Annotated in this window: 21 protein-coding genes and 1 riboswitch; of the genes, 17 read left to right on the top strand and 4 right to left on the bottom strand. The window is 71.0% G+C overall.

Annotated elements, in window-relative coordinates; translation table 11 throughout:
• Positions 1 to 41: 41 nt before the first annotated feature.
• Positions 42 to 275, bottom strand: a complete 234-nt coding sequence (locus tag OHA88_RS31340; protein WP_328627972.1) for a ferredoxin — start codon at positions 273 to 275, stop codon at positions 42 to 44.
• Complete coding sequence (locus tag OHA88_RS31335) at positions 275 to 1756, bottom strand: aldehyde dehydrogenase (protein ID WP_328627971.1); 1482 nt, start codon at positions 1754 to 1756, stop codon at positions 275 to 277. Before OHA88_RS31335 ends, OHA88_RS31340 begins: the two co-directional genes overlap by 1 nt.
• 219 nt (positions 1757 to 1975) lie before the next feature.
• On the opposite strand from OHA88_RS31335, the gene OHA88_RS31330 reads away from it, so the two are divergent.
• From OHA88_RS31330 to OHA88_RS31260, 15 genes are all read left to right on the top strand, one after another.
• On the top strand, positions 1976 to 3013 hold the full coding sequence (locus tag OHA88_RS31330) for an MBL fold metallo-hydrolase (RefSeq protein ID WP_328627970.1): 1038 nt from the start codon (positions 1976 to 1978) through the stop codon (positions 3011 to 3013).
• 224 nt (positions 3014 to 3237) lie between these two features.
• The gene (locus tag OHA88_RS31325; protein WP_326603448.1) at positions 3238 to 4257 is read left to right on the top strand and encodes a LacI family DNA-binding transcriptional regulator; all 1020 of its coding nucleotides are present in this window, start codon (positions 3238 to 3240) and stop codon (positions 4255 to 4257) included.
• Between the two features lie 78 nt (positions 4258 to 4335).
• Positions 4336 to 5622: an extracellular solute-binding protein gene (locus OHA88_RS31320; protein WP_328627969.1), complete on the top strand. Its 1287-nt coding sequence runs from the start codon at positions 4336 to 4338 to the stop codon at positions 5620 to 5622.
• Positions 5623 to 5630: 8 nt separating this feature from the next.
• Complete coding sequence (locus OHA88_RS31315; RefSeq protein WP_326603452.1) at positions 5631 to 6530, top strand: carbohydrate ABC transporter permease; 900 nt, start codon at positions 5631 to 5633, stop codon at positions 6528 to 6530.
• Between the two features lie 4 nt (positions 6531 to 6534).
• Entirely contained in the window at positions 6535 to 7398 is an 864-nt protein-coding gene (locus tag OHA88_RS31310) for a carbohydrate ABC transporter permease (RefSeq protein ID WP_328627968.1), read from the top strand.
• Positions 7399 to 7405: 7 nt separating this feature from the next.
• Positions 7406 to 8479 carry a glycoside hydrolase family 130 protein gene (locus OHA88_RS31305; protein WP_328627967.1) on the top strand — a complete coding sequence of 358 codons (1074 nt, stop codon included), beginning with the start codon at positions 7406 to 7408 and terminating at the stop codon, positions 8477 to 8479.
• Positions 8476 to 9723 (top strand): Gfo/Idh/MocA family protein, encoded by a 1248-nt coding sequence (locus tag OHA88_RS31300; RefSeq protein ID WP_328627966.1) that lies wholly within the window; start codon positions 8476 to 8478, stop codon positions 9721 to 9723. Before OHA88_RS31305 ends, OHA88_RS31300 begins: the two co-directional genes overlap by 4 nt.
• Positions 9720 to 11324: a glycoside hydrolase family 13 protein gene (locus OHA88_RS31295; RefSeq protein ID WP_328627965.1), complete on the top strand. Its 1605-nt coding sequence runs from the start codon at positions 9720 to 9722 to the stop codon at positions 11322 to 11324. The genes OHA88_RS31300 and OHA88_RS31295 overlap by 4 nt, the downstream gene beginning before the upstream one ends.
• Entirely contained in the window at positions 11317 to 12678 is a 1362-nt protein-coding gene (locus OHA88_RS31290) for a phosphomannomutase/phosphoglucomutase (RefSeq protein WP_328627964.1), read from the top strand. Before OHA88_RS31295 ends, OHA88_RS31290 begins: the two co-directional genes overlap by 8 nt.
• 84 nt (positions 12679 to 12762) lie before the next feature.
• A riboswitch (cobalamin riboswitch) is annotated at positions 12763 to 12947 on the top strand.
• A 64-nt stretch (positions 12948 to 13011) separates the two neighbouring features.
• Positions 13012 to 14277: a prenyltransferase/squalene oxidase repeat-containing protein gene (locus tag OHA88_RS31285; RefSeq protein WP_328627963.1), complete on the top strand. Its 1266-nt coding sequence runs from the start codon at positions 13012 to 13014 to the stop codon at positions 14275 to 14277.
• Positions 14274 to 14966: an SCO2322 family protein gene (locus tag OHA88_RS31280; RefSeq protein ID WP_425895458.1), complete on the top strand. Its 693-nt coding sequence runs from the start codon at positions 14274 to 14276 to the stop codon at positions 14964 to 14966. The genes OHA88_RS31285 and OHA88_RS31280 overlap by 4 nt, the downstream gene beginning before the upstream one ends.
• Positions 14963 to 16114 carry an energy-coupling factor transporter transmembrane component T gene (locus OHA88_RS31275; protein ID WP_328627962.1) on the top strand — a complete coding sequence of 384 codons (1152 nt, stop codon included), beginning with the start codon at positions 14963 to 14965 and terminating at the stop codon, positions 16112 to 16114. The genes OHA88_RS31280 and OHA88_RS31275 overlap by 4 nt, the downstream gene beginning before the upstream one ends.
• Positions 16111 to 17820: an ABC transporter ATP-binding protein gene (locus tag OHA88_RS31270; RefSeq protein ID WP_328627961.1), complete on the top strand. Its 1710-nt coding sequence runs from the start codon at positions 16111 to 16113 to the stop codon at positions 17818 to 17820. The genes OHA88_RS31275 and OHA88_RS31270 overlap by 4 nt, the downstream gene beginning before the upstream one ends.
• On the top strand, positions 17817 to 18656 hold the full coding sequence (locus OHA88_RS31265) for an ECF transporter S component (RefSeq protein ID WP_328627960.1): 840 nt from the start codon (positions 17817 to 17819) through the stop codon (positions 18654 to 18656). The genes OHA88_RS31270 and OHA88_RS31265 overlap by 4 nt, the downstream gene beginning before the upstream one ends.
• Positions 18657 to 18941: 285 nt before the next feature.
• Positions 18942 to 19370, top strand: coding sequence for a transglycosylase SLT domain-containing protein (locus tag OHA88_RS31260; RefSeq protein WP_328627959.1), 429 nt, complete (start codon positions 18942 to 18944; stop codon positions 19368 to 19370).
• A 121-nt stretch (positions 19371 to 19491) separates the two neighbouring features.
• Here the strand turns inward: OHA88_RS31260 and OHA88_RS31255 are convergent, their stop codons facing one another.
• Positions 19492 to 20661 (bottom strand): steroid 3-ketoacyl-CoA thiolase, encoded by a 1170-nt coding sequence (locus tag OHA88_RS31255; RefSeq protein WP_267005379.1) that lies wholly within the window; start codon positions 20659 to 20661, stop codon positions 19492 to 19494.
• Positions 20662 to 20943: 282 nt separating this feature from the next.
• On the opposite strand from OHA88_RS31255, the gene OHA88_RS31250 reads away from it, so the two are divergent.
• Positions 20944 to 22221 (top strand): cytochrome P450, encoded by a 1278-nt coding sequence (locus tag OHA88_RS31250; protein WP_328627958.1) that lies wholly within the window; start codon positions 20944 to 20946, stop codon positions 22219 to 22221.
• Positions 22222 to 22375: 154 nt separating this feature from the next.
• Complete coding sequence (locus OHA88_RS31245; protein ID WP_328627957.1) at positions 22376 to 23350, top strand: AEC family transporter; 975 nt, start codon at positions 22376 to 22378, stop codon at positions 23348 to 23350.
• Positions 23351 to 23506: 156 nt separating this feature from the next.
• On the opposite strand, the gene OHA88_RS31240 is transcribed toward OHA88_RS31245, so the two are convergent.
• Positions 23507 to 25492: a bifunctional glycosyltransferase 87/phosphatase PAP2 family protein gene (locus OHA88_RS31240; RefSeq protein WP_328629835.1), complete on the bottom strand. Its 1986-nt coding sequence runs from the start codon at positions 25490 to 25492 to the stop codon at positions 23507 to 23509.
• Positions 25493 to 26044: the final 552 nt, after the last annotated feature.

Here is a 26044-nt window from a genome sequence, read left to right as displayed (position 1 = left end):
CCGCACCTCCCGCTCACGTTCCCCGCCGCAGGGCAGAGTCCTCAGTCCTCCGGCGGGAACACCACCTCGCCCGAGTCGAGCAGCGTCAGCGTGATCGCCTCGACGGGACACCCCTCCGCCGCCGCGAGCACCTGCTCGTTGGCGTCGGACTCCGGGGCGTCCGGGTGGGACTGCCGGGCGGAGTCCAGCCGGAAGCCGTCCGGAGCATGGTTCACGCACATCCCGGAGCCGATGCAGACGCTCCGGTCGACCTCCACGTGCCAGCGGTCCCCCATCACGCCTCCTGCGGTCCGGGCTGCACGGGCTGGTACCCGGCGGGCAGATGGATCATCTTGTGCTCGAAGTACTCGCCGTACCCCTCAGGGCCGAACTCCCGTCCCAGGCCGGAGTTCTTGTAGCCGCCGAACGGGCCGAGCATGTCGAGACTGAACGTGTTGACGCTGTACGTGCCGGTCCTGACCCGGCGGGCGATGTCGATGCCGCGCTCGGTGTCGGCGGTCCAGACGCTGCCGCTGAGCCCGTACTCCGAGTCGTTGGCGATCTTCACCGCCTCCGCCTCGTCGCCGTACGGCAGCAGGCAGATGACCGGGCCGAAGATCTCCTCGCGGGCGATGCGCATGGAGTTGTCGACGGACCCGAAGAGGGTCGGCTCGACATACCAGCCGCGCTCCTGGGAGGCCGGGCGGCCGCCGCCCGTGAGGATCTTGGCGCCTTCCTCCTGGCCGATCCGGATGTAGTCGAGGGAACGCTGCTGCTGACGCTGCGCGACCAGCGGGCCGAGTTCGGTGGCGGGATCGAGCGGGTCGCCGACCTTCAGCGCGCCCGCCGCGGCGGCGAACGCCTCGGCGATCTCGTCGTAGCGGGAGTGCGGGACGAGAATGCGGGTCTGGGCGACACACGCCTGGCCGTTGATCATCCAGGCGAACGGGACGATGCCCGCGACGGCCGCGTCGAGATCGGCGTCGGGGAGGATGACGGCGGCGGACTTGCCGCCCAGCTCCAGGGTGACCCGGGTGAGGTTGCGCGCAGCGACCTCCATGACCCGTCGGCCGGCCGCGACGGAGCCGGTGAACGACACCTTGTCGATGCCCGGATGCCCGACCAGGTACTCACTGACCTCACGGTCCGCCGGAAGGATCGACAGCACGCCCTCGGGGAGCCCGGCCTCGGCGGCGATCTCGGCCAGGATGTAGGCGTCAAGGGGTGATTCGGGCGAGACCTTGAGGACGGCCGTGCAGCCGGCCAGCAGCGCGGGCGCGAGCTTGGCGGCGGCGGTGAACTGCGGGACGTTCCAAGGCACGACGGCCGCGACGACGCCGACCGGCTCCCGGCGCACCAGCAGCGGCCCGAGGACGCCGTCGCGCCGTTCCTCGTACGGGAAGGTACGGGCGACGGTGATCGCCGCGTCCCACACCATCATCGCGGCGAGCGCCTGCACCATCACACTGGAGCTGTACGGAGTTCCGTTCTCGGAGCTGATGACGCGGGCGATCTCCTCGTACCGCACGGCGAACGCGTCCTTGATCCGCGTGATCACCTCGATCCGCTCGTCGAGGGACGCCCGCGGCCAGGGCCCTTCGTCGAAGGCCCGGCGGGCGGCGGCGACAGCCCGGTCCACGTCCGCCTCGCAGGCGTGCGGCACCCGGCCGATGACCTGCTCGGTGTGGGGCGATATCACCTCGATGACGTCCTGGCCGAGCGGATCGACCAACTCCCCGCCGATGAACAGTTTTCCGTGTTCGACAAGCTCGGTCATGGCTGCTGCCTCCCGCGACCCGGCACGTACCGACTCCGCACCTGACTCCATACCTGACTCTGTGTCAGAACTGATACCAGTTCCAGTTCCAGGAGTCCACGGATCCGACGGCGATCGACCTCGGACGAATAGTCGACCGGGGCTACTACTGGAACGAGTTCTCGTTACAGTGGGTTCGGCGCAGCACGGCCGCATGCCGGGACGAGAGATGGGGACCTCATGACACAGGTGACCGAGCACGGCGGCGGCGTGTGGTCCATCAAGGTCCCCATCCCGGACAACCCGCTCGGCCACACCCTGGTGCACGTCCTGGACACCGACCGCGGACCGGTCCTGATCGACACCGGCTGGGACGACCCGGAGGCCTGGGACACCCTGGTCGCAGGCCTCACCGCCATCGGAGTCGACATCACCGACATCCACGGCGTGGTCATCACCCACCACCACCCCGACCACCACGGCCTCTCCGGCCAGGTCCGCGAATCATCCGGGGCCTGGATCGCGATGCACGCCGCGGACACCGCGATCGTGCGCCGTACCCGCGAGTCCGAGCCGGGCACCTGGCTGGCCTACCTGACGGCGAAACTCACCGCGGTCGGCGCCCCCGAGAACCACCTCGCCCCACTGCGCGCCGCCCGCGCCACCGGCCGGATGCGCACCCTGCCCGGCCTGCGCGCCGCCCTCCCGGACCGCGAGATCGTCCCCGGCGAGCTGCTCGACCTGGCGGGCCGCCGGCTCCGGGCGGTCTGGACGCCGGGCCACACCCCCGGCCACGTATGCCTGCATCTGGAGGAGGACCACCCGGCGAACCTGCCCGGTCGCGGCCGGCTCTTCTCCGGCGACCATCTGCTGCCCGGAATCAGCCCGCACATCGGGCTGTACGAGGACCCGGACGATGCGACGGCCACCGACCCGCTGGGCGACTATCTCGACTCGCTGGAGCGCATCGGCCGACTGGGGGTCGCCGAGGTGCTGCCCGCCCACCAGTACGCGTTCCCGGACGCGGCCAGGCGCGTACAGGAACTCCTCGACCACCACGAGGAACGGCTGACCGGCCTGCTCGCACTGCTCGCCACCCCGCTCACGCCGTGGCAGCTGGCCGAGCGGATGGAGTGGAACCGGCCGTGGGAACAGATCCCGCACGGCTCCCGGAACATCGCGGTCTCCGAGGCCGAGGCCCACGTCCGCCGACTGGTGAAGCTGGGGCGCGCGGAAGTGGTGACGGGCAGCACCCCCGTGACGTACATCGCAGTGTGACGGGTGCGCCCACCGGCGACCCCTTTCGACGCCCGTCGGGCCGCTCAGCACCCGTAGCGCACCGCGCGGAGCCTCTGCAGGCGACCCGTCCCGGGTGCGGTTTTGCACATCCGTGGCGTATTGACTTCGTTAATTCAAACCGGTTTAGTGACGCTCACTGGATCACTTAAACCGGTTTAGAGCGGGCTCACCCGCTGGCGGTCGGATTCCCTCGAGGAGGCGTCATGGGGCAGCGGCCCACCATCGCTGATGTCGCGCGTCGTGCAGGCGTCTCCCGTAGTTCCGTGTCCTTCGCGCTCAACAACCGCCCCGGTCTGGCCAAGGAGACCAAGGCGCGCATCCTGGCCGCCGCCGAGGAGCTCGGCTGGACGCCGAGCCGTCCGGCGCGGGCGCTGTCGCTCGGCAAAGCAGGTGCCGTCGGACTGGTGGTGACCCGCGAGCCGGGACTCATCGGCGCGGACCCCTTCTTCCCGGCCTTCATCGCCGGCGTGGAGTCCGTCCTCGCCGGGCGCGGCGACGGCCTGGTCCTGCATGTCACGCCGGCCGACAAGGAACGCAGCGTGTACGAGCGGCTCGCGGCCGACCGTCGCGTCGACGGCGTCCTGCTGACCGACGTCCGCCAGGACGACCCGCGCCCGGCCCTGCTGGCCGCACTCGGCCTGCCCGCCGTCGCCGTGGGCCGCCGCGGCTGGGCGGACGGGCTGTGCGCGGTCGAGCTCGACGACCGGCCGGCGTTCGTCACCGCGATCCGGCGCCTGGCCGAGCTGGGCCACCGCAGGATCGCCCATGTGGAGGGCCCCCAGGAGTACCGGCACGCACAGCGTCGCCGGGCCGCCTGGGCGGACACCCTCCGCGAACTCGGTCTGCCCGAAGGGCCGTTGCGCCCCGGCGGATTCACCGCCGAGGGCGGCGCCGCGGCCACCCGCGAGCTGCTGGCGCTCGACGAACCGCCCACCGCGATCGTCTACGGCAACGACCTGTCGGCCACCGCCGGCCTGGCTGTGGCCCAGGAACTCGGAGTCCCGGTCCCCGACCGGCTGTCCATCGTCGGTTACGACGACACCATCCTCGCCCAGTACACCCACCCGCCCCTGACCTCCGCCCGCGCGGACGCGCAGGGCTGGGGAGCGGCGGCCGCCCGTGCACTCGACGCGGTGATCGCCGACGGCAGCGCCCCCGATGTGGAGCTGCCGCCCGCCGAATTCCTTCCACGAGGCTCGATCGGTCCCGCCCCGCGCGACTAGGCGCGAGCGGTCCGGTCCAAGAAGTGGCGGGGTATCCGCCCGGCAACGAAGCCGGGCACGCACAGTTCGGAGACACTCATGCTGAGGAGAACGGCGTACGCGCTGCTCGGGCTCGCATTGTCGGCCACGGTGACGGCATGCGCCCGGTCGGGGCCCGACGCGGCCACCGCTGCCGCGTCGCGCGGCCCGATCACCGTCTGGCTGTCCAACAACGCCCAAGAGGTCGAGTGGGGCAAAAAGATGGTCGCCGACTGGAACGGTCAGCACCCTGATCAGAAGATCACGGCGCGGAACATTCCGGCGGGCAAGACCTCCGAGGAGGCGATCAGCGCCTCGATCATTGCCGGGAGCACTGCCTGTCTGGTGTTCAACACACCACCGGCGTCCGTTCCGCAGTTCGAGAAGCAGGTCGGACTGGTCCCGCTGAGCGACTTCCCCGACGGCAACAAGTACATCGACGGGCGCAGCGGCTCGCTGGCCGCCCAGTACCGCTCCGCGGACGGCTCGTACTACCAGATGCCGTGGAAGAGCAATCCGGGGATGATCCTCTACAACAAGAAGATCTTCAAGAAGGCCGGCCTCGACCCGGAGCACCCCCGGCTCGCCACGTATGACGAGTTCCTGGAGAGCTCCCGGAAGATCGTCAGGAGCGGCGCCGCCAAGGCCGCGATCTGGCCCGCCCCGAGCAGCGAGTTCTTCCAGTCGTGGTTCGACTTCTACCCGGCCTTCATCGCCGAGAGCGGCGGCAAGCAGCTGGTCAAGGACGGCAAACCGCAGTTCGACACGGCAGCGGGCCGCAGGGTCGCCGACTTCTGGCGGCAGCTGTACGCGGAGAAGCTCGCCCCGCAGGAGTCCTACCCGGGCGACGCGCTCGGCGAGCAGAAGACCGCGATGTCGACGGTCGGCCCCTGGGCCGTCGCGGCCTACAGGGACAGCCTGGACTGGGGTGTCGTCCCGGTCCCGACCTCCGACGGCCGACCCGCGAACGAGGTCCACACCTTCAGCGACGAGAAGTCCATCGGGATGTTCAGCTCCTGCGAGAACCGGGCCACCGCCTGGGACGTGATGAAGTTCGCCACGTCCAAGGAGCAGGACGGCAAGTTCCTCGCCACCACCGGCCAGATGCCGATGCGGGAGAACCTGACCTCCGCCTATCCCGGCTTCTTCGCCGAGAACCCGTCCTACAAGGCCTTCGCCGACCAGGCAGAACGCGTCGTCGAGGTCCCCAACGTGCCCGGATCGATCGACATGTGGCAGGCGTTCCGCGACGCCTGGACGAAATCAGTGATCTTCGGCCGTCAGTCCACCGAATCCGCCCTGCACGACGCCGACGTCAGGATCGCCAAGATCCTCGCCGAGTACTGAGGCCTGCCATGACTCTCCTGCACACCAAGGCCCCTGCCCGGCGCAGCACCTCCCGGATAGGCGCGCTCTTCGTCACCCCGTACGTCCTGTTCATCCTCGCCGTGTTCGCGGTCCCGCTCGGCTACACGGTGTGGATCTCCTTCCACCGCTTCTACTTCACCGCCCCCGGCGCCGACGCCGACACCCCCTGGGTGGGGCTGGACAACTACCAGGCGGTGTTCACGGATCCGGTGGTGGGGCGCGCCTTCCTCAACATCCTGATCTTCCTGGTCATCAATGTGCCGCTCACCGTGGGCCTCTCCCTGGTCCTCGCCTCGGCACTCAACGCCAAGCTGCCGTTCCGGTCCTTCTTCCGGGCCGCGTACTACGTGCCGTACGTCACCGCGAGCGTGGCCCTGGTCGCGGTCTGGCAGTTCCTGTTCGGCGGCGACGGGCTGGTCAACAACCTGCTCGGCGGGCTGGCACCCGACCCGTCCTGGCTGGTCAACTCGGAACTCGCGATGCCGGTGATCGCCTTCTTCGTCACCTGGAAACAGCTCGGATTCTTCGTGATGCTCTATCTCGCCGCACTGCAGAACGTCGGCAAGGAGCTCTACGAGGCCGCGTCCGTCGACGGGGCGGGCCGGATCCGCCAGTTCTTCTCCGTCACCGTGCCGGGTGTCCGCCCCGCGACCACCCTGGTCGTCATCTACGCGATCATCACCGGCGCCAACCTCTTCAGCGAGCCCTATCTGCTCACCGGAGGAGGCGGCCCCGACCACGCTTCCGCCTCCCCGGTGCTGATCATGTACCAGAAGGGCATCGAGCAGGGGCACCCCGACTTCGCCGCTGCGCTCGGCATCGTCCTGGTGGCCGTCGTGCTCGCCGTCTCGCTGGTCGCCCGCAAGCTCACCGAGAGGGGCAACTGACGCCATGAGCACAACCACTGCCACCACGCCCCCGCGGCTCTGGGGCCGGCTGAGCCGGACCGTCCGGCTCGTGATCCTCCTGATCGGTGCCGTCGCCTTTCTCTTCCCCTTCTACTACATGGTGGTCGGGTCGCTTCGGGGAACCACCACCGGCGATCTCTCCTCCGCCGTCCCCGGTGACCTCACCGGCGGCAACTACGCGGCCATCAACAGCGCCATCTCGCTGGGCCGTTCGCTGCTCAACTCGGGCATCATGACCGGCGGCGTACTGCTGTGCACCCTGGTCTTCGGGCTCCTCGCCGGATACGCCCTCGCCCAGCTGCACTTCCGCGGCCGCGGCAGCCTCTTCGCCACCCTGCTGCTGGTCCAGATGATCCCGTTCCAGCTGCTGATGCTCCCGCTGTACGTCCTGGTCGTCCGCGACTACGGCCTCGGCGACAACTACCTCGGCATGATCCTGCCGTTCGCGATCAACTCGACCGCGGTCTTCCTCTTCCGCCAGTTCTTCATCCAGATGCCCGCCTCGCTCTTCGAGGCGGCCCGCATCGACGGCGCCGGCGAACTGCAGATCCTCACCCGGATCGCCATTCCGATGGCCCGGCCCGCACTGCTCAGCGGCGTCCTGCTGACCTTCATCGGCCCCTGGAACGAATTCCTCTGGCCCTTCCTCGTCACCAAGAACACCGATATGCAGCCGCTGGCAGTCTCCCTGGCCAGTTTCCTCAGCAACCTTCAAGGCACGGTCGCCAACCCGACCGGCGCGCTGATGGCCGGCGCCTGTGTGCTGGCCGCCCCCGCCGTGGTGCTGTTCCTTCTCTTCCAGCGCCACTTCACCTCGACCGACATCGACTCCGGAACAAAGGGCTGAACCCCGTATGAGCACCACCACCCCTACCCACATTCCTTTCCGTCTGGTCCGCAAGGGCGTCGTGATGTCGCCGCTGCCGGGCGAGTCCACGGAGGTCGAGGGAGTCCTCAACCCCGCCTCCGGCCGCACCCCCGACGGCCGGCTGCATCTGCTGCCGCGTCTGGTCGCCGACGGCAATGTCTCCCGCGTCGGCCTCGCCGAAGTCACCTTCACCGACGGGGTCCCCTCCGGCGTCGAGCGCCGCGGCGTGGTCCTCGCCCCCGACGAGGGCTGGGAGCGCGGCAAGAACAACGCCGGTGTCGAGGACCCCCGCGTCACCTGGGTCCCCTCCCTCGGCAAGCACGTCATGTCGTACGTCGCCTACGGTCCGCTCGGCCCCAAGCCGGCTCTCGCCGTCTCGGAGAATCTCACCGACTGGACCCGGCTCGGCCCCATCCAGTTCGCGTACCAGCCGGACCTCGACACCGACCTGAACCTCTTCCCGAACAAGGACGTCGTCCACTTCCCCGAGCCGGTCCCGGGCCCGGACGGCGAGATGGCGTACGCGATGCTGCACCGCCCCATGTGGGACCTCGGCTGGTTCCGCCCCGGCGAGGGCGTCCACCTCCCGGCCGGAGTGACCGACGAGCGGCCCGGCATCTGGATCTCGTACGTTCCGGTCGCCGAGGTCGAGCAGGACATCCGCGCCCTCACCCGCCCGCGTCAGCACCGTCTGGTCGCCCTCTCCGAGTACCCCTGGGAGTCCCTGAAGATCGGTGGCGGTCCGGCGCCGATCCGCGTGGACGAGGGCTGGCTGCTCATTCACCACGGTGTGTCCGGCTCCATCGAGGACCCCTTCGCGCAGAACCAGAAGGTGTCCTACGCCGCCGGGGCGATGATCCTCGACCCGGCCGACCCGTCGCAGGTCATCGCACGCTCCGACCAGCCGCTGATGGCACCCGAGACGGAGAAGGAGCGCTCCGGCACCGTCCCGAACGTCGTCTTCCCCACCGCCATCGAGGAGGTCGACGGCAAGCTGTACGTCTTCTACGGCATGGCCGACGCCCACATCGGAGTCGCTCTCCTGGAGCGCACCTCGTGACGGTGCCGTCCCTCGGCCTCGGACTGGTCGGCTGCGGATCGTTCGGGGCGTATGTCCTGGACGCCGTGGCCGGCCTGCCCGGTCTGCACATCGCTGCCGTCGCCGACCCCGAGCCGTCGCGCGCGAAGCCGCTCGGCGACCGTCACGGCGTCGCCGCCCTGGACGGACTCGACGCCCTGCTCGCCACCGAGGGCGTGGACATCATCGCCCTCGCCACCCCGCCGGCCACCCACGCGGGGATGGCCGTCGCCGCCCTGCGCGCCGGCAAGCACGTCTTCTGCGAGAAGCCGCTCGCCACCACCACCGAGGACGCCGCCCGGGTGCGCGACGAGGCGGACCGCTCGGCCGGCACTCTCGTCGTCGACCACGTCCTGCGCTACAACCCCCTGCTGCGCGCCGTCCAGCAGCTCATCGCCGAAGGGCTGCTGGACCCGCCCCGCCGCTTCCTCTTCGAGAACGACGCAGCCGACCAGGACCTCGGCCCCGACCACTGGTTCTGGGACCCGGAGCACAGCGGCGGCATCTTCGTCGAACACGGCGTCCACTTCTTCGACGCGGCCCGTGCGCTGCTGGGCAGTGAGCCCGAATCGGTCCGCGCGACGGCGGTGCGCCGCCCCGGCGGCCCCGTCGACATGGTGATCGCGGACGCCGTGCACCCGGGCGGAGTGCTCGCCACCCATCTGCACTCCTTCACCCACGCCCACCGCTGCGAACGCCAGCTGATGCGCCTGGACCACGGCTTCGCCGAGACCCGTATCACCGGGTGGATCCCGACGTACGCCACCATCACGGCCTGGGTGGACGATCAGGAAGCCGCGCGATGGGAGCAACTCCCGGACAGGTCAGGTCAGTTGCTGACCGTTCCGGGATCTCGTCCGCACGGCGGCGAACGCATCACGGTCTCCGTGCACCGCGATGCGGGCGACGCCGCCCCGGCCCGCGGCAGGGGTACGGAACGCACCGTCCCGCACCGCGTCGAAGCCGTGATCGACCTCGGCGGCGAGCCCTGCAAGCCGTATGTGTACACGGAGAGCGTGCGGGCCGCCGTCGCCGACCTGCTGCACAGCGCCGGCGGGGGTGGCGCACCGGTCGCGGATGCCTACGCGGGACTGACCGCCGTGGCCGTGGCCCGGGCAGCGACGCTCGCAGCCGAGACCGGCACGGAACAGAAGGTCGTACTTCCCGGGCGGCCCGCCGCTGCTCCCCGGCCGGCTGTCGCCCTCTCCGAGGGAAGCGCCGCATGACCTGGTGGCGGCACGCCGTGTGCTACGAGGTCTACCCCCGGTCCTTCGCCGACTCGAACGGCGACGGAGTCGGGGACCTGCCGGGCGTGACCGAACGGCTCGGTCACCTCAGGGACCTGGGCGCCGACGCCGTATGGATCACCCCCTGCTATCCGTCCCCCCTCGCCGACGGCGGCTACGACATCGCCGACCACACGGGTGTCGCCCCGGACCTCGGCACGCTCGACGACTTCGGCACGCTCACCCGGCACGCCCACGGACTCGGCCTGAAGGTCATCGTCGACCTGGTCCCCAACCACACCTCCGACGCACACCCGTGGTTCCAGGAGGCGCTGTCGGGGGGACCGGGCTGCGCGGCCCGCGACCGCTACCTCTTCCGCCGCGGACAGGGGCCGGACGGCGGGTTGCCCCCGAACGACTGGCAGTCGGCGTTCGGAGGACCGGCCTGGACCCGCGTCGCCGACGGCGACTGGTACCTCCACCTGCACGCCCCCGAACAGCCGGACCTCAACTGGCGCAACCCGCAGGTGCGTTCCGACTTCGCCGACGTCCTGCGGTTCTGGCTGGACCACGGCGTGGACGGCTTCCGCGTGGACGTGGCCCACGCTCTCTTCAAGGCCGAGGGCCTGCCCGACGCGGGCCCCGGCCAGCACCAGGACCCGCTCCGTAACCACCTCATGCCCTACTACGACCAGGAGGAGCTGCACCCCCTCTACCGGGAGTGGCGCGCCCTTCTCAGCACCCATCCGGCCCCGCCGGGCGCCGTCGCCCCGACGGACCGTGTGCTGGTGGCCGAGTCCGCCGTCTTCGCGCCGGAACGCCTCGCCCGGTACATACGCCCGGACGAAATGCAGCAGGCCTTCAACTTCGCCTTCCTGGAGGCCCCTTGGGAGGCGCAGGCGCTGCGCGGCGTCATCGACGACTCCCTCGCGGCGACCGCTTCCGTGGACGCACCCGTCACCTGGGTGCTCTCCAGCCATGACGCGGTACGCCCCGTCACCCGCTACGGATCCGAGCTGCGGGCCCGGTCCGCGGCCCTGCTGATGCTGGCCCTCCCCGGAGCCGCCTACCTCTACCAGGGCGAGGAACTCGCCCTCCCGCAGGCCGCTGTCCCCGACGACCGCATACGCGACCCGCTCTGGGAACGCTCCGGTCACACCGACCGGGGACGCGACGGCGCCCGCACCCCGATTCCCTGGTCCGGCAGCCGGCCGCCCTACGGCTTCACCACCGCCGCCCCGGACGACTGCTGGCTTCCCCAGCCGGAAGGCTGGGCCGCCCACACGGTGGAGGCCCAGCTGGCCGACCCGCACTCCACCCTCGCGCTCTACCGCGCCGCGCTGCTCCTGCGCCGCGAGCACCCTGCCGAGGCCCACGCAGCCCTGCGCTGGTACACCGCACCCGGCGACCACTGTCTCGCCTTCCGGCGGGGCGAGTTGGGGTGCGTGGTGAATTTCGGGCCCGACCCACTGTCGCTCGACACCCTCGGCCTGCCCGGCCGCCCCGTACTGAGCAGCGCCCCCCTGCAGGGACGCACCCTCCCGCCGGACACTGCCGTCTGGCTCACCACCAAGGAAGAAAGCGGTCATTCCCATGGCTGATCTGTCGCAGCTCGTCAAGGCGTACGACGTACGAGGGGTGGTTCCGGACCAGTGGGACGAGTCGCTGGCCGAGCTGTTCGGGGCGGCCTTCGTGCAGGTCGTGGGCGCGGAGGCGATCGTGATCGGGCATGACATGCGGCCCTCGTCGCCCGGGCTCGCGGCCGCCTTCGCGCGGGGTGCGTCGAACCGTGGCGCAGCGGTGACACTGATCGGGCTGTGCTCGACGGATCAGCTGTACTACGCGTCGGGGGCGCTGGACCTGCCGGGAGCGATGTTCACGGCCTCGCACAACCCGGCCCGGTACAACGGCATCAAGATGTGCCGTGCGGGCGCGGCCCCGGTGGGCCAGGACACCGGCCTGTCCCGGATCCGGGAGCTGGTGGAGGCATGGCAGGAGTCGGGCGCCCCGGAGCCGGTCGCGACGCCGGGCGCGGTCGGTGAACGGGAGACCCTGCAGGACTACGCCGCCCACCTGCTCTCTCTGGTGGACGTGACGTCGATCCGGCCGCTGAAGGTGGTGGTGGACGCGGGCAACGGAATGGGCGGGCACACCGTGCCGACGGTCTTCGCGGGCCTCCCGCTGGATCTGGTCCCGATGTACTTCGAGCTGGACGGGACGTTCCCCCACCACGAGGCGAACCCGCTCGATCCGGCCAACATCGTCGACCTGCAGAAGCGGGTGCGTGACGAGGGCGCCGACCTCGGTATCGCGTTCGACGGAGACGCGGACCGCTGTTTCGTCGTCGACGAGCACGGCGATCCGGTCTCGCCGTCGGCGATCACCGCGCTGGTGGCGGCCCGGGAGCTGGCCCGCCACGGCGGCTCGGGCGTGGTCATCCACAATCTGATCACCTCGTGGTCGGTGCCGGAGGTGGTCCGTGAGCACGGCGGCACCCCGGTGCGTACGCGCGTCGGGCACTCCTTCATCAAGGCGGAGATGGCCCGGTCCGGGGCGATCTTCGGGGGCGAGCACTCCGCGCACTACTACTTCCAGGACTTCTGGAACGCCGACACCGGGATGCTCGCTGCCCTGCATGTGCTGGCGGCGCTCGGCGGGCAGGACGGTCCCCTGTCCGCACTGGTCGCGGGGTACGACCGCTATGCCGCTTCCGGCGAGATCAACTCCACGGTCGCCGACCGGGCCGACCGCCTCACCGCGGTCACCGCTGCCTACGCCGGCCGTGAGGGAGTCACCCTCGACGAACTCGACGGCCTGACCGTCACGGCAGCGGACTGGTGGTTCAATGTCCGCCCCTCCAACACCGAGCCGCTCCTCCGCCTGAACGTCGAAGCCCGGGACGAGGCCACCATGGCCAGGGTTCGCGACGAGGCACTGGCGGTCATCAGGGGCTGACCTCCTCTCCCACCGCTCCGTCCCGCCCCGGCCCCACGGGTGACGTACGTCGCTGTTCCGGGCGCCCCTCCGCCCGAAGGGGCGGGCTACGCCCCGGTAGAGTGTGCGAGTCGTCATCATGCCCGTTCAGGGGGAAGCCGGTGCGAATCCGGCGCTGACCACGCAACCGTGAGCCGCTGACACAGCGGTAAGTCGGAATGCCCTGTCCGCGGTCGTGACCGGCTCGCGTCACCGGAACCCCGGTGACCGGCACCGTCGAGGCATACGGGGCCGGAGCCTGGTGCCTGAGTGTGCCTGTGCCCGGTTCCCACCGCAGGAGAGGCCCAGCCCACCATGACCGTTCGCCGCACCGCAGCAACGCTCGCCGCCACCGCCACCGTGCTCTGTGCGGCCGCTGCCCCGGCCGCGGTGGCGGCGCCGTCTCCGTCGCCCACCCCGTCCGTCGCACTGCCGTCCGGGCTGTACGGCACCAAGGACCCGACGTACGACGGGGTCTGGAGGCAGTCGCTGGCCTTCATCGCCCAGCGGCTCGAAGGGGTCACGCCCGCCGCCGCGTCCGTCGACTGGCTGGTCGCCCAGCAGTGCGACAGCGGCGCCTACGCCTCGTACCGCGCAGATGCCGGCAAGCCGTGCGACGCGAAGACCATGACGGACACCAATGCCACCGCCGCCGCGGTCCAGGCGCTGGCCGAGGTCGGCGGGCACGGCGATGCCGTCGACAACGGGGTCGACTGGCTGAAGTCCGTTCAGAACGAGGACGGCGGCTGGGGTTACAACCCGGGCTCGCCCAGCGACGCCAACTCCACCTCGATCGTGATCGGCGCCCTGGCCAAGCGGGGCCAGCGGCTCGGCGATGTGACGACCAAGGGCGGCAGGACGCCGTACGACGCGTTGCTCGAACTGGCCATCCCGTGCGGCGGCAAGGACGGCGGCGCGTTCGCGTACCAGCCCGACAAGGCCGGCAAGCTCGCCGCCAACGCGGACGCCACCGCGGCCGGAGTGCTCGGTTCGATGGGCAAGGGGCTGGCCGCCTGGAACAATTCCGCGTCCGAGGACAAGGCGCCCACCTGCCACAAGGGTGCCGTCGTCAAGCCCGAGCAGGCCGCCCAGAACGGTGCCCACTATCTCGCGGGCGCCCTCGCGAAGACCGGCCACCTGAACCAGCCCCCGATGCCGGGCGCCACCGACACCACCGAGCAGCCCGATTTCGGCAACACCGCGGACGCGGTCGTCGCCCTGGCCGCCACGGGCCACCAGGACAAGGCGGCCGGCGCGCTCGGCTGGCTGAAGAAGAACGCCGCGCCCTGGGCGGCCGAGAACGGCCCGGCCGCCTACGCCCAGTTGGTCGTGGCCGCGCACACGACCGGCGCCGATGCCCGCGACTTCGGCGGCGTCGACCTGGTCGAGCGGCTGAACGCGACCGGACCGAAGCCGGCCGCCGCCCACACACCCTCGCCGGCCACCAGCGACTACGCGGCGCAGGACGGCACCAGCGACGACGCCGGTCTCGGGGTGTGGTGGCTCGTCGGTATCGGTCTCGCCGCCGGTGCCGGCGTCGGCTTCCTCATCAGCAGCCGCCGGAAGACCCCGCAGCTGTGAACCGGGCGGGCAATCGATCCGGGTGGCCGACGGCGGGCGCCCTGCTGCTCGTTCTCGGCGCCGTCCTGACCGTGCTCGGTGCGGGCACCGCCCACGCGGCCGGCTACCGCTACTGGTCGTTCTGGGAGGGCAAGGGGACGGGCTGGGCGTACGCCACCCAGGGCCCGTCGCTGGTCCGGCCCGACGACGGTGCGGTGCAGGGCTTCCGGTTCTCGGTGAGCGAGGACTCCCAGGACTCGGCGAAACCGCGCCGCGCCCCCGACTTCGCGGTGATCTGTGCGGACACCCCCGCCAAGGACGGCACCAAGCGGATCGCGCTCGTCATCGACCCCGGCACGGCGGCGGACGCCCCGGACGGGGAGACGCCGCCCGCGCCGCGTACCGCATGCGCGCAGGTCGCCGAGGACGCGAGCGCCGCGGAGGCCCTCGCCTCCGTGGCCAAGCCGCTGCGCTACAGCAGCGAGGCACTGCTCTGCGCGATCTCCGGCTATCCGGCCTCGGGCTGCGGTGAGCAGGTCTCCGGCACCGGGCACGCCGACGGTACGTCGCAGGCACCCGCGAGCCCGTCCGCCTCGGCCCACCCGGGGAGCGGCCGCGGCGGTCCGTCCGCCGGGGTGCTCGCCGGTGTCGCCGCCGTCCTTCTGCTCGGCGTCGCCGCAGTGGTGCAGGCCCGCCGCCGCCGCGGATGACCGTCTCCGCCGGCCCTGCCCGGCCGGGCCGTGCCCTGCGCGCCCCCGAGGCGACCCGCAGCAACGCCCTGCCCGCCGGGGCCTGGTGGCTGTGGGCGATCGGGCTGGCCACCGCCGCCTCCCGGACCAGCAATCCGCTGCTGCTCGGGCTGCTGGTGGGGGTGGCCGGTTACGTCGTGGCGGCGCGCCGGACGGATGCGCCGTGGGCCCGTTCGTACGGGGCGTTCATCAGGATCGGGCTGTTCGTCGTCGGCGTGCGGCTGCTGTTCTCCGTCTTTCTCGGCTCACCGATCCCCGGTACGCACCCGGTGTTCACCCTCCCCGAAGTCCCGCTCCCCGACTGGGCGCAGGGCGTCAGGATCGGCGGCCGGGTCACCGCCGAGCAGTTGCTCTTCGCGCTGTACGACGGGGCGAAGCTGGCCACCCTGCTGATCTGCATCGGCGCGGCGAACTCGCTCGCCAACCCGGCCCGGCTGCTGAAGTCGCTGCCGGGCGCACTGTACGAGGCGGGCGTCGCGGTCGTCGTCGCGATGACGTTCGCACCGAACATGGTTGCCGATGTGGTGCGGCTGCGCACCGCACGGCGGCTGCGGGGCCGCCCGGCCGGTGGCATCAAGGCCGTCCTGCAGATCGGACTGCCGGTGCTGGAGGGTGCGCTGGAGCGGTCGGTGGCGGTGGCGGCGTCGATGGACGCGCGCGGATACGGGCGTACGGCCCAGGTGCCGCGCGCCGTCCGGCACACCACGAACGTCCTCACGCTCGGCGGGCTGCTGGGGGTCTGCGCCGGCACGTACGGTCTGCTGGCCTCGCAGGGTGCGGTGTACGGGCTGCCGCTGCTGTTCGCCGGGCTCGTCGCCGCGATGGCCGGGCTCCGGCTCGGCGGTGCCCGCTCGGTCCGCACCCGCTACCGGCCCGACCGGTGGGGGGCGAGGGCCTGGCTGGTGGCCGGGTCGGGTGCGGTGGTCGCGGCGGCGATGATCTGGGCGGGCAGTGCCGACCCGGAGGCGCTGCATCCCGGAGTCGTACCGCTGACGGCGCCGGTGTTCCCGCTGTGGCCGGCGGCGGCGGTGCTGATCGGGCTGTTGCCCGCGGCGGTGGCGCCCGCGCCGCCCGTTGTGGCCGTCGCGAACTCCGAGGAGAGCCAGTGATCCGGTTCGAGCAGGTCTCGGTGCAGTACGAGGGGGCCGCGCGCCCGACCCTGTCCGGGGTCGATCTGACCGTCCCCGAGGGCGAGTTGGTGCTGCTCGTCGGCCCTTCGGGGGTCGGCAAGTCGACGCTGCTGGGCGCCGTCTCCGGTCTCGTACCGCACTTCACGGGCGGCACGCTGCGCGGCAGGGTGATGGTCGACGGCCGTGACACCCGTACCCACAAGCCGCGCGAACTCGCCGATCTCGTCGGCACGGTGGGACAGGACCCGCTCTCCCACTTCGTCACCGACACCGTCGAGGACGAGCTGGCGTACGGCATGGAGTCGCTGGGACTTGCCCCCGACGTGATGCGGCGGCGGGTCGAGGAGACCCTCGACCTGCTGGGCCTCGCCGGGCTGCGCGACCGGCCGATCGCCACGCTCTCCGGCGGCCAGCAGCAGCGGGTCGCGATCGGCTCGGTGCTGACCCCGCACCCCAAGGTCCTGGTCCTCGACGAACCGACGTCCGCGCTGGACCCGGCGGCGGCCGAGGAGGTCCTCGCGGTGCTCCAGCGGCTGGTGCACGACCTGGGCACGACGGTCCTGATGGCGGAGCACCGCCTGGAACGCGTCGTCCAGTACGCGGACCAGGTCGTTCTGCTGCCGTCGCCGGGCGCCGCACCGGTGATGGGCGCCCCCGCCGACATCATGGCGGTCTCCCCGGTCCACCCGCCGGTGGTGGCCCTGGGCCGGCTGGCGGGCTGGGAGCCGTTGCCGCTGTCGGTACGCGATGCGCGGCGCCGCGCGACGGATCTGCGGGAGCGGCTGGCCTCGGCCGAACCGCCGTCGCCCGCTCCGTCGGCGTCCGCCGCCCCGGCGCCGCTGCCCGCAACCACGCCCGTACGCCGTGGTCTGTTCGGGCGCCGTCGCGTGCCCGCTCCCCGATCCGCTCCCGAAGCTGTCGCGGAAGCGACCACCCGGGTCGAGGGCCTGGGGGTGCGGCGCGGGCGTGTCGAGGCGCTGCGCCGGGTGACGTTCTCCGTCGCGCCGGGCGAGACCGTCGCCCTGATGGGCCGCAACGGCGCGGGCAAGTCCACACTGCTCGCCGCCCTCGTCGGCATGGTCGAGCCCACGACCGGAAGCGTCCTCGTCGGCGGCCGGGCCCCGCACCGCACGCATCCGCGCGACATGGTGCGCCGGGTCGGGCTCGTACCGCAGGAACCGCGCGATCTGCTGTACGCGGACACGGTCGCCGCCGAGTGCGCGGCGGCCGACGCCGACGCGGGCGCGGCGGCGGGCAGCTGCCGGGCCCTGGTCTCCGAGCTGCTGCCCGACGTACCGGACGACACCCACCCCCGTGATCTCTCCGAGGGGCAGCGGCTCGCCCTGGCGCTGGCCATTGTGCTGACCGCACGGCCCCCGCTCCTGCTGCTGGACGAGCCCACCCGCGGTCTGGACTACGCGGCGAAGGCCCGGCTGATACGTGTGCTGCGCGGCCTGGCAGCCGGGGGCCATGCGATCGTGCTGGCCACGCACGACGTGGAACTCGCCGCCGAGCTGGCCCACCGGGTGGTGATCCTCGCGGACGGGGAGACCGTCGCGGACGGGCCGACCCGGCAGGTGGTGGTCTCGTCACCGGCATTCGCACCGCAGACCGCGAAGATCCTCGCCCCGCAGGAGTGGCTGACCGTGACACAGGTGCGCGGGGCGCTGGAGGCCGGCGCATGAGCGACCTCCGAAGCCGTCCGGTACGACTGGGCCCCCGTGCGATCGCCGCACTCCTCCTCGTCAGCGCGATCGGCGTCGCCTCCATCGGCTGGCCGCTGCTCGCGGACGCGGACTCCGGTCTCGCCCATTCCCAGGACGCACCGTGGCTGTTCGCCGCACTGCTTCCGCTCCTGGTCGGTGTGGTCGTCGCCACCATCGCGGACTCCGGCCTGGACGCGAAGGCGGTGGCGATGCTGGGTGTGCTCGCTGCGGTCGGTGCCGCGCTGCGTCCGCTCGGCGCCGGTACGGCGGGCCTGGAGCCGATGTTCTTCCTGATGGTGCTGAGCGGCCGGGTGCTCGGCCCCGGCTTCGGCTTCGTGCTCGGCTCGGTGACGATGTTCGCGTCCGCCCTGCTCACCGGCGGGGTGGGCCCGTGGATGCCGTTCCAGATGCTGTCGATGGGCTGGTTCACGATGGGCGCCGGCCTGCTGCCGGCCCCGGACCGGCTGCGCGGGCGGGCCGAGCTGCTGATGCTGGCGGCGTACGGCGGTGTGGCGGCCTTCGCGTACGGCACGGTGATGAACCTGTACGGCTGGACGATCGTGCCGGGCCTCGGCTCGGGCATCTCGTTCCACCCCGGTGACCCGCTGCCCGAGAATCTGGTCCGGTTCCTCGCGTACTGCCTGGCCACCTCACTGGGCTGGGACCTGGGCCGGGCCGTGCTGACCATGGCACTGACCCTCACCATCGGCGCCACGCTGCTGAAGGCGCTGCGACGGGCCACACGCCGCGCGTCCTTCGAGGCCCAGGTCACATTCGACGGTCCCGAAGGCGTGAAGGCGCCCACAGGACCTTAGTCCTCCACTATCGCGAGTAGTAGTGTTTCCAGCCACATATGGAACCCACTTCACCCCCTCCGACCTGCTATGAAACCTTTTGGGGTGGTTAGGGACCGTTGGCCCTTGATGCGAGGCAAGACCGTATCAGGGGTCATTGCCACGGTTGAAGGCCGCGGCTAACACTGGTCACGTCGCCGAGCACCGCAAGCGTTCACCGGAACGGAACGCGGTCAACGAGCACCGGTCCCCTGCACTGTTGGGCCCGGTCCGCGACTCCCCCGTCCCCAACGGTTAGGTTCGCCTGTGTCGTTCGTCCGTAACCTCCTCGCCCAGCCCCGCACCGCTCACCGCAAGGCCGCCGTCGCCGGTGCCGCCGCGGTCCTCGGCGCCACCGGTCTGGCCCTCGGCGTCACCCCGGCCATGGCCGCGCCGGCGTCCGTCGCCACCGGCGCACAGGGCACGGCGCGAGCGATGATCGGCAACGAGGCGCAGTTCCAGTGCTTCAGCAACATCGTGTCGCACGAGAGCGGCTGGAACCCCAGCGCGACCAACGCCTCTTCGGGCGCCTACGGCCTGGTCCAGGCACTGCCCGGTTCGAAGATGGCCTCGGCCGGCGCCGACTGGAAGACCAACCCCTCGACCCAGATCAAGTGGGGCGTGGACTACATGAACTCCCGCTACGGCAGCCCGTGCGCCGCCTGGACGTTCTGGCAGGCCAACCACTGGTACTGAGCCGGTGGCGAGCAGCTTCACACGAAGGCCCCGACCGGGTTCCGGTCGGGGCCTTCGCCCTGCCCGGACGGCGTGACCCCCGGCCGGGGTGTACCTGGCAACAACCCCGGCCGGGGTCGTCTCAGAGCCGCTGGATGATCGTTCCGGTGGCCAGCGCGCCGCCCGCACACATGGTGATGAGCGCGAACTCCTTGTCCCTGCGTTCCAATTCGTGCAGTGCCGTGGTGATCAGCCGGGCCCCGGTGGCTCCCACCGGGTGGCCGAGCGCGATGGCCCCACCGTTGACGTTGACCTTCTCCAGGTCCTGTTCGAAGACCTGTGCCCAGCTCAGCACCACCGACGCGAACGCCTCGTTGATCTCGACGAGGTCGATGTCCCTCAGCGACATCCCGGCCTTGCCGAGCACCGCGCGGGTCGCGTCGATCGGCCCGTCGAGGTGGAAGTGCGGGTCGGAGCCGACCAGCGCCTGGGCGACGATCCGGGCGCGCGGCTTGAGCTTGAGCGCCCGCGCCATCCGCTTGGACGCCCACATGATCGCGCAGGCACCGTCGGAGATCTGCGAGGAGTTGCCCGCGGTGTGGACGGCGGTGGGCATGACCGGCTTGAGCCGGGCGAGCCCCTCCATGGTGGTGTCCCGCAGCCCTTCGTCGCGGTCGACGAGGCGCCACATGCCCTGCCCCGCCGCCTGTTCCTCCTCGGTGGTCGGCACCTGAACCGCGTACGTCTCCCGTTTGAAGCGTTCCTCGGCCCAGGCCACGGCTGCCCGCTCCTGCGAGATCAGCCCGAGCGAGTCGACGTTCTCCCTCGTGAGGCCCCTTTTGCGGGCGATGCGTTCGGCGGCCTCGAACTGGTTGGGCAGATCGACGTTCCACTCGTCCGGCCAGGGCTTCCCGGGGCCGTGCTTGGAGCCGCTGCCCAGCGGTACGCGCGACATGGCCTCGACACCGCAGCTGATACCGACGTCGATGACTCCGGCGGCGACCATATTGGCGACCATGTGGGAAGCCTGCTGCGAGGAGCCGCACTGACAGTCCACGGTGGTGGCGGCGGTCTCGTACGGAAGTCCCACGGTGAGCCAGGCGTTGCGCGCCGGGTTCATGGACTGTTCGCCGGCATGGGTGACCGTGCCGCCGACGATCTGTTCGACGCAGTCGGCATGGATGCCGGTCCGGCCGAGGAGTTCACGGTAGGTCTCGCCCAGCAGATAGGCGGGGTGCAGATTGGCGAGCGCGCCTCCGCGCTTGCCGATGGGGGTGCGTACGGCTTCGACGATGACGGGTTCCGCGGCCATGAGCTCGTCCTCTCCTCGCACTTCCGCAGGGGGCGTCCCGGCGCCCGCGGAAGGAACTAGTACGCGTTCTAGTTCTGCAAGCAGTCTTATGAGGCTTACCCCCGGTACGCAAGAGCCGTGCACGCACCTTGCGCCCACTTCCTGCCTGGCGCACCCAGTCTTCACGCAACAGATCCGGCCATGCCCCTTGCGAGTTGTAGAACTCGTTACTACCTTTCCGGCAACTTCTGATGGGTCGTCAGGCATGGCTCGGGCGGCCCTCGGACCGACCTGGAGTTGCCGATGCCCTGCCCCCATCTGCCCGAAGGGTTCGACTTCACCGATCCCGACCTGCTCCAAGCCCGCATCCCCTACCCGGAGTTCGCCCGGATGCGGGAGACCGCCCCGGTCTGGTGGTGCACCCAGCCGGCCGGTATCTCCGGTTTCGACGACGAGGGCTACTGGGTGGTCACCCGGCACGCGGACGTCAAGTACGTCTCCACACACCCTGAACTGTTCTCGTCCCACACCAACACGGCAGTCATCCGCTTCAACGAGTCGATCAGCCGCGACCAGATCGAGGTCCAGAAGCTGATCATGCTGAACATGGACCCGCCCGAGCACACCCGGGTCCGCCAGATCGTCCAGCGCGGCTTCACGCCCCGTGCGATCCGGTCCCTGGAGCAGGCGCTGCGCAGCCGCGCCCGCTCGATCGTCGAGACGGCGCTCGCCTCCGCCGACGACGACGGCTCCTTCGACTTCGTCACCAATATCGCCGTCGAACTGCCGCTCCAAGCCATCGCCGAGCTCATCGGCGTACCGCAGGAGGACCGGTCGAAGATCTTCGACTGGTCCAACAAGATGGCCGCGTACGACGATCCCGAGTACGCGATCACCGAAGAGGTCGGCACCGAGGCGGCCATGGAGATCGTCTCGTACGCGATGAACCTGGCGGCGGATCGCAAGGAGTGCCCGGCCAAGGACATCGTCTCCCAGCTGGTCGCCGCGGAGGGCGAAGGCAACCTCTCCTCCGACGAGTTCGGCTTCTTCGTGATCCTGCTCGCCGTCGCCGGCAACGAGACCACTCGTAACGCCATCAGCCACGGCATGCACGCCTTCCTGACCCACCCCGACGAATGGGAGCTGTACAAGCGCGAGCGGCCGGAGACGACCGCCGAGGAGATCGTGCGCTGGGCCACCCCCGTGGTCTCCTTCCAGCGGACCGCCACCCAGGACGTCGAACTGGGCGGGCAGCGGATCAAGAAGGGGGACAGGGTCGGGCTGTTCTACTCCTCCGCCAACAACGACCCCGAGGTCTTCGAGAACCCGGAGAGCTTCTCCATCTCCCGGGACCCCAACCCCCATCTCGGCTTCGGCGGCGGCGGACCGCACTTCTGTCTCGGCAAGTCCCTCGCCGTCATGGAGATCAACCTGATCTTCAACGCGATCGCGGACGTGCTGCCGGACCTGCGGCTGGTCGGCGACCCGCGGCGGCTGCGCTCCGCCTGGCTCAACGGGATCAAACAACTCCAGGTCAGCACGGCCGGTACGGCGGACAAGGCCGGTACGCCCGCCGGCTGACCGGTTCGCGGATTTCGGGCGGCGGGGGCCTTCCCCCTACGCCCCGGCCCCCGCCGCCCGTCCGTGTCCCGCGACCTGTCAGCGGCCGCTGTCCATCCGCACCCCGCGACCTGCCCGCACCCCGCTCCGGGAGGCACAGGGGCGTACGAGGATCATGGCGTCCATGCACGCCCTGCTCTCCGGCTTCGCCCCCATCTGGACGCTCACCGGCATCGGTTACGTGGTCGGCCGCAGCGGCCTCCTCGGAGAGCAGGCGGAAGCCGTGCTCGGCCGGTTCGTCTTCCACGTGGCCATGCCCGCAGCTCTGTTCATCATGGTCTCCGGCGCACAGCTGGACGCCTTCGCCAACTCCTCGATGGTGGCCTTCGGCGCGGGCACGGCGCTCGTCTGCGCCCTCGGCTTCGTCCTGGCCCGGCGCCTCTTCGGCCGCAAGACCGCCGACCAGGCGATCAGCAGCATGGCGTCCGGCTACGTGAACTCCGCCAATCTCGGCATCCCGGTGGCGGTCCAGGTGCTGGGCGACGCGTCGTTCGTCGCGCAGATCATCCTGTTCCAGGTGCTGCTGGTCTCCCCCGTGATCCTGACACTGCTGGACACGGGGACGGGGGCCGGCTCCGGAAGGGGCGTCACCTTCCGGCGGATGCTGACCATGCCGGTCCGCAACCCGATCATCATGGCCTCGATGTTCGGTGTCGCCGTCTCCGCGATCGGGCTGCGACTGCCGACGGCCCTCACGCACTCCTGTGATCTGCTCGGCGCGGCGGCCGTGCCCACGGCCCTGATCACCCTCGGCCTGTCGCTGAACGGACACCCGTCGGCGACCGGCGCACCATCGCAGACGACGGCGGATCCCGGGGAGCGTGCGGAGGTCGGGGTCGCCGTCGTGCTGAAGACGCTGGTCCAGCCGCTGATCGCGTTCCTCGTCGGCGGCCCGCTGCTGCGGCTGCCGGACCATCAACTGCTGGCCGTAGTGGTGTGCTCCGCGCTGCCGACGGCCCAGAACGCCTTCATCTACGCCCGCCAGTACGGTCTGGACACCAGGCTCGCCCGCAACTCCGTCGTCGCCTCCACGGTCGCTTCCATGGCCACCCTGTCGTTCGCCACCTGGGCACTCGGGCCGTCCCACTGACCGCCCCTTGGGCTGTTCGAGTGAGGGGTGAGCTGTTCGAGTGGCGGGACGCCCGGGACAGGCGGATGCTGAGTAAGCGGCGATCCACGCCGAAGGGGTGCCGGACGACACAGGTCGTTCAGGCACCCCTTCGGCACACGTACAGCCGGTCGCCACTCAGGTCTTGCTGCCCACCGTCTCGCCGGTCGCCTCCGGGGAAGCGGCCCGATCCGCCGCGGGCGGGTTCCGTTCCGCCCCGGCTGCCGCTGCCCGGTCCACCACCGGTTGCAGCTTCCGCGGTCCCGCGAGGACGTACGTGAGCACGAAGCCGAGCCCGATGGCCAGCGCCCCGCCCACCGCGTCGAGCACCCAGTGATTGGCGGTGGCGACGATCGCCGAGACGGTGAACAGCGGGTGCAGCAGTCCGAGCGCCTTCATCCACAGCTTCGGGGCCAGCATCACGATCATGACGCCGCACCAGAGCGACCAGCCGAAATGCAGCGAGGGCATCGCCGCGTACTGGTTGGTCATCGAGGTGAGCGTCCCGTAGTCCGGCTTCGCGAAGTCCTGGACACCATGGACCGTGTCGATGAAGCCGAGCCCCGGCATCAGCCGCGGCGGCGCCAGCGGGTAGAGCCAGAAGCCGAGCAACGCGACCAGGGTGGCGAAACCGAGAGTGGAGCGGGCCCAGCGGTAGTCCGCGGGGCGTCGTACGTACAGCACCCCGAGGATGGTCAGCGGCACGATGAAGTGGAACGTCGAGTAGTAGTAGTCGAAGAAGCTCTTCAGCCAGCCGATGTGGACGACCGCGTGGTTGGCCCAGTGCTCGATGTCGATGTGCAGCCACTTTTCGAGCGAGTGGATCTGCCGGCCGTGCGCCTCGGCGGTGCCGCGGCCGGCCGTCGCCGCCAGCCTGACGTGCGCATACCCCGAGTAGACGACCCGGATCAGCAGGAGTTCGAGCAGCAGGTTGGGACGGCTGAGCACCCGCCGCCAGAACGGCAGCAGCGGTACGCGGCTCCAGCGGGCCGGGACCGGGACGGCGTAGTCCGTGGGGATCGGCCGCTGCCAGTACGGCGAGGTGCGCGGCAGGAACGGCGCGGCGCAGGCGGCGCCCAGCGCAGCGAGGAGCAGCACGTTGTCCCGCACCGGGAAGGCCACCGGGATGTTCGGCAGAAGTATCTTCCCGGGCAGCGTGATCACGAGCACCACGACGGCCGGCCACACAAGCCGGTCGGAGGCCCGCTCGCCGGCCCGGCCGACCACGGCAAGGAGCACCCACAGCAGCTGGTGCTGCCAGGCGGTCGGTGAGACGGCCACGGCGACACAGCCGGTCACGGCGACGGCGAGGAGCAGCTGGCCGTCGTTCGCGTACCGCACGGCGCGCCGCAGCCCGACGTAGCAGACGGCGGCGGCCAGCAGCAGGAACAGCCCGACCTCGAGCGGGCCCGCCAGGCCGAAGCGGAGCAGCGCGCCGTGCAGGGACTGGTTGGCGAGGCTGTCCGCACTGTCGCCGAGTCCGGCGCCCGCGACATGGTGCACCCAGTACGACCACGAGTCGTGCGGCATCACGGCCCAGGCCAGCGCGGTGCAGGCGGCGAATGCGGTGCCACCGGTCACGGCGGCCCGGCGGCGGCCTGTCAGCCAGAGCAGGGCGGCGAAGAGCAGCACGGTCGGCTGGAGCGCGGCCGCGATCCCGATCAGTACGCCGGACGCGCGCTCTCCCCGGGCCACGAAACAGCCGAGGAGCACCAGCAGGACCGGCAGGATGCTGGTCTGACCGAGGTGGAGGGCATTACGAACCGGCAGGGACAGCATCAGCAGGCTGATCGCGACGGGGGCGGCCAGCAGGGCGGTGCGACGGGAGACGGGCCCTGGCAGGGCGCGGGCCGCGACGAGGCCGAGTGCGGCGACGAGCAGCAGCGAACCGAAGGTCCAGGCGACGCCGAGGCTCTGTTCGGCCGTCCGGGCCAGCGGCTTGAGTACCAGCCCGGCAAAGGGGGTGCCGGTGAACCGGTCGCTGTCGTAGAGCGATCCCGTCACATGCAGGACACCGTTCTCACCGATCCAGGTCTCCAGATCGGTGAGCCGTTCGCCGGGCGGCTGCCGCAGCACCACCGCCATCTGCCGTCCCGCCAGCAAGGCGACAATCAGCCAGAGCACAGCCCGGGCTGCCCCGGTCCTCGCCCCCGTCGCCGCGTTTCCGCGCACACTGTGCTCCGCATTCGCCACGCTGCGCCGACCCTCCCACTGCTTTTCATCCGCCGTCCTCGTCCCAGGACGTGCTGTGAAACCTTCGCATTACGCTATGAGATAGACACAATCAACCCCTATCCGCCTGGCTGTCACCCCGCTTTTGTCCGAAAGAATGCTCGGATCGCCGATCGGCCCCGGACGCAGCGGCCGGAAGTCCGGCCGGGGCCGCACCATCTGCTGCCGCACCCCCGGTGACGGTCGTCGGCAGGGAGCAGCTCGGCCCGTTCGACGTGGCGCGCCCGGCGGCGACCGACCCCGCGGCCGGCCCTGCAGGTGCTGGTCGCTCACCGGATGGAGCCGAGCAGTCCGATCGGCGGGAAGGCCCGCCGCCGTTGGCATGAGCGCCGGCCACGAGAGGGCCACGAACAGTTGTGCGCAGAGTGAAGCGCGGTACGGGGATCCGGCACCGACCGGTCCACGGGGCGATCCGTGTCGGCCGGTCCGCCGGTCAATCCGTTT

Source organism: Streptomyces sp. NBC_00353, assembly GCF_036108815.1.
GTDB lineage: Bacteria > Actinomycetota > Actinomycetes > Streptomycetales > Streptomycetaceae > Streptomyces.
This window is presented reverse-complemented; position numbering and strand designations above follow the sequence as displayed.

Bases quoted from the DNA above. Each gene is read 5' to 3' on its own strand.
- OHA88_RS31340 (WP_328627972.1), bottom strand. From the start codon at position 275: ATGGGGGACCGCTGGCACGTGGAGGTCGACCGGAGCGTCTGCATCGGC.
- OHA88_RS31335 (WP_328627971.1), bottom strand. From the start codon at position 1,756: ATGACCGAGCTTGTCGAACACGGAAAACTGTTCATCGGCGGGGAGTTG.
- OHA88_RS31330 (WP_328627970.1), top strand. From the start codon at position 1,976: ATGACACAGGTGACCGAGCACGGCGGCGGCGTGTGGTCCATCAAGGTC.
- OHA88_RS31325 (WP_326603448.1), top strand. From the start codon at position 3,238: ATGGGGCAGCGGCCCACCATCGCTGATGTCGCGCGTCGTGCAGGCGTC.
- OHA88_RS31320 (WP_328627969.1), top strand. From the start codon at position 4,336: ATGCTGAGGAGAACGGCGTACGCGCTGCTCGGGCTCGCATTGTCGGCC.
- OHA88_RS31315 (WP_326603452.1), top strand. From the start codon at position 5,631: ATGACTCTCCTGCACACCAAGGCCCCTGCCCGGCGCAGCACCTCCCGG.
- OHA88_RS31310 (WP_328627968.1), top strand. From the start codon at position 6,535: ATGAGCACAACCACTGCCACCACGCCCCCGCGGCTCTGGGGCCGGCTG.
- OHA88_RS31305 (WP_328627967.1), top strand. From the start codon at position 7,406: ATGAGCACCACCACCCCTACCCACATTCCTTTCCGTCTGGTCCGCAAG.
- OHA88_RS31295 (WP_328627965.1), top strand. From the start codon at position 9,720: ATGACCTGGTGGCGGCACGCCGTGTGCTACGAGGTCTACCCCCGGTCC.
- OHA88_RS31290 (WP_328627964.1), top strand. From the start codon at position 11,317: ATGGCTGATCTGTCGCAGCTCGTCAAGGCGTACGACGTACGAGGGGTG.
- OHA88_RS31285 (WP_328627963.1), top strand. From the start codon at position 13,012: ATGACCGTTCGCCGCACCGCAGCAACGCTCGCCGCCACCGCCACCGTG.
- OHA88_RS31275 (WP_328627962.1), top strand. From the start codon at position 14,963: ATGACCGTCTCCGCCGGCCCTGCCCGGCCGGGCCGTGCCCTGCGCGCC.
- OHA88_RS31265 (WP_328627960.1), top strand. From the start codon at position 17,817: ATGAGCGACCTCCGAAGCCGTCCGGTACGACTGGGCCCCCGTGCGATC.
- OHA88_RS31255 (WP_267005379.1), bottom strand. From the start codon at position 20,661: ATGGCCGCGGAACCCGTCATCGTCGAAGCCGTACGCACCCCCATCGGC.
- OHA88_RS31250 (WP_328627958.1), top strand. From the start codon at position 20,944: ATGCCCTGCCCCCATCTGCCCGAAGGGTTCGACTTCACCGATCCCGAC.
- OHA88_RS31245 (WP_328627957.1), top strand. From the start codon at position 22,376: ATGGCGTCCATGCACGCCCTGCTCTCCGGCTTCGCCCCCATCTGGACG.